We start from the raw sequence: 7973 nt of genomic DNA on the forward strand, positions 1-7973 counted from the left end.
ACCCAGCTATATCCATCGCACGAGCGGTATCCATCGCGGGATATGAGGAGGCGCCACATGACCGTACGGGTGGGCGTGAACGGCTTCGGACGCATCGGCCGCAACTTCTGGCGCGCCGTCGACGCGCAACGCGCGGCGGGCACGACCGACATCGAGATCGTCGCGGTGAACGACATCACCGACAACGCCACGCTGGCGCACCTGCTCAAGTACGACTCGATCCTGGGCCGGTTGCCCTACGAGGTCTCCTCGAGCGACGACGAGATCGTCGTCGACGGCAAGGGCTTCAAGGGCCTCGCCGTGCGCGACCCCGCCGAGCTGCCCTGGAAGGACCTCGGCGTCGACGTCGTCATCGAGTCCACCGGCCTGTTCACCAAGCGCGAGGCGGCCGCCAAGCACCTCGACGCCGGGGCCAAGAAGGTCGTCATCTCCGCGCCGGCCACCGGTGAGGACCTCACCGTCGTCAAGGGCGTGAACGACGACGCCTACGACGGCTCGCAGGACATCGTCTCCAACGCCTCCTGCACCACCAACTGCCTCGCGCCCCTGGCGAAGGTGATCGACGACCTGCTCGGGATCGAGAAGGGTCTGATGACCACGATCCACGCCTACACGCAGGACCAGAACCTGCAGGACGGCCCGCACAAGGACCTCCGCCGCGCCCGCGCCGCCGCCGTCAACCTGGTGCCCACCTCCACCGGTGCCGCCAAGGCCATCGGCCTGGTGCTGCCGCACCTGAAGGGCAAGCTCGACGGCTACGCCGTGCGCGTGCCGATCCCCACCGGCTCGGCCACCGACCTCACGGTCGAGGTCCGCAAGGAGGCGTCGGTCGAGGAGATCAACGCCGCCTACCGGGCCGCTGCCGCCGACGGCCCGCTGTCGAGCGTGCTGCGCTACAGCGAGGACCCGATCGTCTCGTCCGACATCGTCACCGACCCGGCCTCGTGCATCTTCGACGCGCCGCTGACGAAGGTCATCGGCAACCAGGTGAAGATCATCGGCTGGTACGACAACGAGTGGGGCTACTCCAACCGCCTCGTCGACATCACCGCGCTGGTGGCGTCGAAGCTGTGAAGACGCTCGACGACCTGATCGCCGAGGGCGTCGCCGGCCGCACGGTGCTCGTCCGCGCGGACCTGAACGTCCCCCTGGACGCCATCGAGAACGGGCAGAGCCGCATCACCGACGACGGGCGCATCCGCGCCTCCGTGCCCACGCTGTCGGCCCTGCGGTGGGCGGGGGCGCGGGTCGTGGTCACCGCGCACCTCGGCCGTCCCAAGGGCGGCCCGGAGCCGAGGTACTCCCTCGCCCCGGTCGCCGGCCGGCTCGGCGAGCTGCTGGGCACCGACGTCGTACTCGCCGCCCACGGCGACGAGGCGCGCGCCGCGGTGGGGGCGCTGACCGACGGCGGCGTCGTGCTGCTGGAGAACATCCGGTTCGACCCGCGCGAGACCTCGAAGAACGAGGACGAGCGCGCCGCGTTCGCCCGTGAGCTCGCCGGGCTCACGGGGGAGAACGGCGCCTTCGTATCCGACGGCTTCGGTGTCGTGCACCGCAAGCAGGCGTCGGTCTACGACGTGGCGCAGGATCTGCCCGCCTACGCGGGCGGGCTCGTGCTCGCCGAGGTCGAGGTGCTGCGACGGCTCACCGAGACGGCGCAGCGGCCCTACGCGGTGGTGCTCGGGGGCTCCAAGGTCTCCGACAAGCTCGCGGTGATCGAGGCGCTGCTGCCGAAGGTCGACGCGTTGCTGGTCGGCGGGGGGATGTGCTTCACGTTCCTCGCGGCGCAGGGATACGGGGTCGGCGACTCGCTGCTGGAGCGCGACCAGATCGACGTCTGCCGCAAGCTGCTGGAGTCGGGCAAGATCGTGCTCCCCACCGACGTGGTGGTGGCCGACGACTTCTCGGCCGAGGCGAACACGCGCACTGTCGCGGCCGACGCCATCCCGGACGGCTGGAAGGGCCTGGACATCGGCCCCGAGTCGGTCGCGGCGTTCGCCGAGGTCCTCGGTGGCGCGGCCACCGTCTTCTGGAACGGCCCGATGGGCGTGTTCGAGCTCGCGCCGTTCGCCGAGGGCACCCGCGGGGTGGCGCAGGCGATCGTCGACGCCACCGCGAAGAACGGGGCGTTCAGCGTGGTCGGCGGCGGCGACTCGGCGGCCGCGGTGCGGGCGCTCGGCCTGCCCGAGGACGGGTTCTCGCACATCTCCACCGGCGGCGGGGCGTCGCTGGAGTACCTGGAGGGCAAGTCCCTCCCCGGCATAGCCGTTCTGGAGCAGTAGAAGATGACCGGACCTGTACGGAAGCCGTTCATCGCGGGCAACTGGAAGATGAACTGCAACCACCTCGAGGCCCTCGCGCTGGTGCAGAAGCTGGCCTTCGCGTTGCCCGAGAAGTACTACGACAAGGTCGAGGTGGCGGTGCTGCCGCCGTTCACCGACCTCCGCTCGGTGCAGACGCTCATCGACGGCGACAAGCTGAAGATGGTGCACGGCGCGCAGGACCTCTCGCCGCACGACTCCGGTGCCTACACCGGCGACGTGTCCGGCGCGATGCTCGCGAAGCTGGCCTGCCGCTACGTCGTCGTGGGGCACTCGGAGCGCCGGGAGATCCACGGCGAGGACGACGCGCTGGTCAACCGCAAGGTCCACGCGGCGGTCAAGCACGGGATCGTGCCGATCCTCTGCGTCGGCGAGGGCCTCGAGGTCCGGGAGGCGGGCGAGCACGTCGCACACACCACCCGCCAGGTCGTCGCGGGGCTGGAGAAGGTGCAGAGCCAGCACGCGCAGAACCTGGTCATCGCCTACGAGCCGGTCTGGGCGATCGGCACCGGGCGGGTCGCGAGCGCGGCCGACGCCCAGGAGGTCTGCGCCGCGATCCGCGAGGCGGTGGCGGCGAAGTACGGCGAGACCATCGCGGCGGGCGTCCGCGTGCTCTACGGCGGCTCGGTGAAGGCCAGGAACGTCGGGGAGATCGTCGGCCAGGCCGACGTGGACGGTGCGCTCGTCGGCGGTGCGAGCCTGGACGCCGACGAGTTCGCGCAGCTGTGTGCGATCGCCGCGGGCGGGCCGTTACCCTGACAGGCCGCCGTCGCGAACCGTGGTGTGACCCGCGACAATCCGTGATCGGCGCTCCGGTACCCTCGGTGTCCCCGGGCGGTACTGGGCGCGCCGCACCGTGGATCGGCGTGCCGGACCGTGGTGCGGGCCCGAGGAGAATGAGGATGGGATGCAACTCGCCCTGCAGATCGTGTTGATCGTCTCCAGCGTGACGCTGGTGCTGCTGATCCTGCTGCACCGGGGCCGTGGCGGCGGCCTCTCCACGCTGTTCGGCGGCGGCGTGCAGTCCAGCCTCTCGGGATCGAGTGTCGTGGAGAAGAACCTCGACCGGCTCACGCTGTTCGTCGGCGCGATCTGGGTGATCGCGATCATCGGGACCGGGCTGCTCGTGAAGGTCGGGGGCTGAGGGGAGAACATGGCGATGTCCGGCGGGAACGCGATCCGCGGCACCCGGGTGGGTGCCGGTCCGATGGGGGAGTCCGAGCGCGGGGAGACCGCCCCGCGTCTGCGGATCACCTACTTCTGCTCGAACGGGCATGTCACCACCCCGTCGTTCGCCTCCGATGCGGAGATCCCGGATTCGTGGGACTGCCCGCGGTGCGGGCTCCCCGCCGGGCGCGACAACGAGAACCCGCCCGCTCCGCCGCGCACCGAGCCGTACAAGACGCACCTCGCGTACGTGAAGGAGCGGCGCAGCGACGCCGACGGCGCCGCCATCCTCGAGGAGGCGCTGGGCAGGCTCCGGGCGTCGCGCGAGCTGTAGCGGCCGGCCATCATGGGCATCCGCGCAGCGTTGCGCGCCAAGCTGGTCAATGCCGTCGACGAGGTCGTCGCCCGCCATCGCGCGGAGCAGGCCGCGGAGCTGCGCGCCGAGCTCGACGGTTGGCTGCGCGGTGCTGCCGACCGGGTGATCGCGGAGGTCCGCGGCGTGGAGATCCGGGACCGGCGCGACGTCTTCGCCGCCGCCGAGCGCGAGGCGGTGCTGTCGACGTCCCGGTTCGTGCAGCGCGAGATGCGCGGCGCACGGCACTTCGGGCACCCGCACGCCACCCTCGAGCACGCCCTCACGCTCGCCCCGAGCGGCGGGATGGCACTCGAGTTCGGCGTGTTCACCGGCACCACCCTCAAGATCATCGCCGCGCGTCGCGACGGTGCGGTCTACGGCTTCGACTCGTTCGACGGGCTGCCGGAGAACTGGCGCACCGGGTTCGACACCGGCGCGTTCGGGGTGGACGGGCCGCCGGACGTGCCCGGCGCCGAGCTGGTCGTCGGGCTGTTCGACGACACGCTGCCGGGCTTCCTGGCGGCCCACCCCGGCCCGGTCGACCTGCTGCACGTCGACGCCGACCTCTACAGTTCCGCGGTCACCGTGCTCGAGCACGTCGGACCGCGGCTGCGGCCGGGCAGCATCGTGTTGTTCGACGAGTTCTTCAACTACCCGGGCTGGGAGCAGCACGAGGCGCGCGCGTGGCAGGAGTACGTCGCCGCGCACGGCGTGGCGTTCTCCTACGAGGCCTACACCTTCGACCACGAGCAGGTCGTCGTCCGGATCACCGGCTGACCCGTCAGGAGCCGATGGACCCGAGCTGCTCGCTCACCGCGACCACGAGCCGGGCGGCGGTCGTGCCCGGCGGCACCGTCGAGGCTGCCACCGTCACGAGCTCGCCGCCCCGGACCGTTGCGGCGTAGACGCTGCCGCCGGGCAACCGGCACACGAAGCCACCGCCGTCGGTCGCCGTGACCGGCGCCCGCGAACCGTCGGTGCAGACACCGGCCACCGTGTCGAGTCCGGCGGCCGGGTCGTCGCCGGCGAGCGGCGTGACGTCGACGGCGAGGAACGCCGGCCCCTCGGCGTCGTCGCCGCCGTCGGTCTCCTCTGCGCCATCCGGCGCAGGCGCCGCTGCCGGGTCGTAGACGCAGCGGGTGTCGGTGGCGGTCGTCTGGTCCGGGGTCCAGGTGACGCCCGTGGCGGCCGCGAGCGCAGCGGTGTCGAGCAGGCACGCCGCGGGCGGGGCGGGCGGTGGTGCCTGGGCGGCGGGGTCGGGTGCGTCCGCGTCCGCGAAGAGACTGCATCCGGAGAGCGCCGCAGCGCAGACGAGGAGACCGGCCGCGCGGGCGGCCGGATGCCGCGGGTGGAACAACAGCAGACCTCCTCGGACCGCGGCCACTCTACCGCCGGTCTCAGCAGCCGCACGGTGCGGTGAGCGGATCGGCGAGGCGGCACGCCGGTCCGGTGGCCGTCTCCACCGGGAAGCCCTCGCGGATCCAGTACTCGATGCCCCCGATCATCTCGCGCACGGCGAACCCGCGCCGGGCGAGGGCCAGTGCGGCGCGCGTCGCGCCGTTGCACCCGGGGCCCCAGCAGTACGTGACGACGGGGACGGCGGGGTCGAGCGGGCCGGGCAGGTCCGCCGTGGGCAGGTGCACGGCCTGCGGCACGTGGCCCTGGTCCCAGGCCGCTGTGCTGCGCGTGTCGACGAGCACGAAGCCCGGGTCGCCGGTGGCGAGCCCCGCGTGGACGTCGGAGACGTCGGTCTGGAACGCCAGGTGCGCGGCGAAGAAGGCGACGGCGTCGGGGGAGGAGGTCATGATCCGGACGGTAGGGCCCAACTGGGCCGGGCTGAAGGCGCATTCCCCGGTAGATTCGCGGGATGGCCGTTGATTCCCTGGATGATACCGACTGGCGGTTGCTGGAAGCCCTGCAGCACGACGGACGGGCGAGCTACGCCGATCTGGGGCGGACGGTCGGGCTCTCGCCCAGCGCAGTCACCGAGCGGGTGCGCCGGTTGGAGGAGACGGGCGTGATCACGGGGTACACCGCGGAGGTCGACCCCGAGAAGCTCGGCCTCGGGATCATGGCGCTGGTCCGCCTGCGCTACCCGCACGGCAACTACAAGCCGTTCCACGACCTGCTGGCCACCACGCCGGAGGTGACCGAGGCCCACCACGTCACGGGGGAGGACTGCTTCGTGCTGACGGTGCGGGCCCGCTCGATGCGGCACCTGGAGTCGGTGACGGGGCGGATCGGCGGCCTGGGCGCGGTCACCACGAGCGTCGTGTACTCCAGCCCCCTCCCGCGGCGGTCGGTCGTGGGCAGCGCGGTCGGGGCGAGCGGGGCGGCGGCCAGTCGCGCCTCCCGGCGCACCTGATCGGGCCCTCGACCGGGCGTCCGGGGTTTGTCGCCGGCGGGGACCCCGCTGATCAAGGCGCGGACGTCGCTTGTCGATCTGTCAGAGGGACGTCGGCGCCTTGATCACGGCCGTACATCCCCGACCCCAGCGTCAAGCAATCATTGACGCCAGCGGATCGCCGATCATTCGTTGACGACGCCGGCGCAGCCGGCCGGCGCTTCGACGGGATGTGCTCAGCCCTCGTCGGGAGGCAGCGCGCGCAGGAGCGTGGCGGGGCCGGTGGTCTCCGCGCCGGTCGCGCGGACGCGCTCGCGCAGCGCCCGGTCGGCGGTCACCACCACGACGGGCGCGGGGGACAGGTCGGCGCAGACCGCGACGATCGCCGTGTCGCCGTCGGCCGGCGCCCGCACGACGTCGAGGTCGGGGTGACCGGGCAGGCCCTCGACGCGCGCGGCGGCGCCTTCGAGCACGAGGTGCAGGCGCAGCCCGGCGGAGGACGGCGGCGGGTGCGGGGCGAGTGCGGCCAGGACGGCCGGTTCGGTGCTCACTGCGGCAACCAGGCGGCCGGCGAGGCGGCGGGCGGCACCGGCGCGGTCCCGCCACCAGCCGTCCGGACGCGTGCCCACCACGTTCGCCCCGTCGATGACCACGTGCAGTACGAGGTCGGCTTCTGTCGGCCCAGCCACGGGTCGATTCTCGAGCTCGGCAACGCCATGGCACCGGCAGCGAACCCAGAGACTCGGATCCACGCTGTTCAACTCGCGCACCGCGTCGTTCACGTGCGCGGCCGGCTGCACATCACGAGCCGGGAATGCTCAGACGCGAGCTCAGTCTTCTGAGGACTGTCCGCCCGAACTGGGCGACGTCTTCCAGCCCGTCAGCCGCAGGGCGAAACGGTTGCTGAGCATGCCGGCATCGCCGGCCGCATCAAGGTGGTGTCGATACGAGGTGATTGCCTTGTCGAAGAGCTCGGGTAACTGATCAGGTCGGTGGTGATGCTTGATCATCAGCATGAGATGATCAAGGGATGCAGGCCGGGGAGGGGCGTCCGTCGTATGACGAGCTTGTCGCCCTGGTCGGCCAGCAGGCCCGGTTGATCTCCGAGCTCGGTGAGCGGGTCGCGGCGTTGGAGGCCGAGAACGCCGAGTTGAGGCGCCGGTTGGGCATGACCTCGGCCAACTCCTCCAAGCCGCCGTCGTCGGACTCGCCGTTCGTGAAGCCCGCGCCGAAGTCGTTGCGGCGCAAGAGCGGACGCAGGCCGGGTGGGCAGCCGGGGCATCCGGGGTCGACGTTGGCGCTGGTCGACAACCCCAACGAGCGGAAGCGTCACGAGCCGGGCCGGTGTACGGGCTGCGGCGCGGACCTGACGAACGCGCCAGAGGTCGGTAGCGAGCGGCGACAGGTGTTCGACCTGCCGCCGATCACGGTGCGGGTGACCGAGCACCAGCTGATCGCACGCCACTGCGCCTGTGGTGTCACGACCTGTGGCGCGGCGCCGGAGACGGTGACCGCGCCGGTGCAGTACGGGCCACGGATCACCGCGATCGTCCTCTACCTGTACGTGGGCCAGTTCCTGTCGAAGAAGCGCACCGCCCAGGCGCTGGCGCAGCTGTTCGGCACCCCGGTGAGTGAGGGCACCGTCGCGGCGATGACCACGCGCGCCGCGGCCGGGCTCGAGCAGGATCAGGGCTTCCTCGCCCAGGTCGCCGACCGTATCGCCGGGGCCGAGGTGGCCGGGTTCGACGAGACCGGGCTGCGGGTGGGCGGTGCGCTGCACTGGGTG

The 7973-nt window shown here is 72.0% G+C and carries 12 protein-coding genes; 8 read left to right on the forward strand and 4 right to left on the reverse strand.

Annotated elements, in window-relative coordinates:
- Positions 1 to 57: 57 nt before the first annotated feature.
- The 6 genes from gap to KME75_RS20445 all read left to right on the forward strand — a co-directional run bounded on the left by gap (position 58) and on the right by KME75_RS20445 (position 4620).
- Positions 58 to 1074, forward strand: a complete 1017-nt coding sequence (gene gap / locus KME75_RS20420; RefSeq protein WP_219416456.1) for a type I glyceraldehyde-3-phosphate dehydrogenase — start codon at positions 58 to 60, stop codon at positions 1072 to 1074.
- A complete protein-coding gene (locus tag KME75_RS20425) occupies positions 1071 to 2282 on the forward strand; it encodes a phosphoglycerate kinase (RefSeq protein WP_219416457.1) in 1212 nt (403 codons plus the stop codon). Before gap ends, KME75_RS20425 begins: the two co-directional genes overlap by 4 nt.
- Before the next feature lie 3 nt (positions 2283 to 2285).
- Positions 2286 to 3080, forward strand: coding sequence for a triose-phosphate isomerase (gene tpiA / locus KME75_RS20430; RefSeq protein ID WP_219416458.1), 795 nt, complete (start codon positions 2286 to 2288; stop codon positions 3078 to 3080).
- A gap of 148 nt (positions 3081 to 3228) precedes the next feature.
- Complete coding sequence (gene secG / locus KME75_RS20435; protein ID WP_219416459.1) at positions 3229 to 3465, forward strand: preprotein translocase subunit SecG; 237 nt, start codon at positions 3229 to 3231, stop codon at positions 3463 to 3465.
- 15 nt (positions 3466 to 3480) lie between these two features.
- Entirely contained in the window at positions 3481 to 3822 is a 342-nt protein-coding gene (locus KME75_RS20440; protein WP_219416460.1) for an RNA polymerase-binding protein RbpA, read from the forward strand.
- Between the two features lie 12 nt (positions 3823 to 3834).
- Positions 3835 to 4620 (forward strand): class I SAM-dependent methyltransferase, encoded by a 786-nt coding sequence (locus KME75_RS20445; protein WP_219416461.1) that lies wholly within the window; start codon positions 3835 to 3837, stop codon positions 4618 to 4620.
- A gap of 4 nt (positions 4621 to 4624) precedes the next feature.
- Here the strand turns inward: KME75_RS20445 and KME75_RS20450 are convergent, their stop codons facing one another.
- Complete coding sequence (locus KME75_RS20450) at positions 4625 to 5200, reverse strand: hypothetical protein (protein ID WP_219416462.1); 576 nt, start codon at positions 5198 to 5200, stop codon at positions 4625 to 4627.
- A gap of 40 nt (positions 5201 to 5240) precedes the next feature.
- Positions 5241 to 5648 (reverse strand): rhodanese-like domain-containing protein, encoded by a 408-nt coding sequence (locus KME75_RS20455; RefSeq protein WP_219416463.1) that lies wholly within the window; start codon positions 5646 to 5648, stop codon positions 5241 to 5243.
- Between the two features lie 62 nt (positions 5649 to 5710).
- Between KME75_RS20455 and KME75_RS20460 the strand changes: the two genes are divergently transcribed.
- Positions 5711 to 6208 (forward strand): Lrp/AsnC family transcriptional regulator, encoded by a 498-nt coding sequence (locus KME75_RS20460; protein WP_219416464.1) that lies wholly within the window; start codon positions 5711 to 5713, stop codon positions 6206 to 6208.
- 215 nt (positions 6209 to 6423) lie between these two features.
- On the opposite strand, the gene KME75_RS20465 is transcribed toward KME75_RS20460, so the two are convergent.
- Together KME75_RS20465 and KME75_RS20470 are read right to left on the reverse strand one after the other, a co-directional pair.
- The gene (locus KME75_RS20465) at positions 6424 to 6876 is read right to left on the reverse strand and encodes a hypothetical protein (protein WP_219416465.1); all 453 of its coding nucleotides are present in this window, start codon (positions 6874 to 6876) and stop codon (positions 6424 to 6426) included.
- Positions 6877 to 7017: 141 nt separating this feature from the next.
- Complete coding sequence (locus KME75_RS20470; protein ID WP_219416466.1) at positions 7018 to 7203, reverse strand: hypothetical protein; 186 nt, start codon at positions 7201 to 7203, stop codon at positions 7018 to 7020.
- A gap of 14 nt (positions 7204 to 7217) precedes the next feature.
- On the opposite strand from KME75_RS20470, the gene KME75_RS20475 reads away from it, so the two are divergent.
- Positions 7218 to 7973: DUF6444 domain-containing protein (locus KME75_RS20475; protein ID WP_219416467.1), on the forward strand; the 756-nt coding region annotated here is incomplete at its 3' end.

This window comes from Pseudonocardia nigra (assembly GCF_019396355.1).
In the GTDB taxonomy this organism is placed as follows: domain Bacteria; phylum Actinomycetota; class Actinomycetes; order Mycobacteriales; family Pseudonocardiaceae; genus Pseudonocardia; species Pseudonocardia nigra.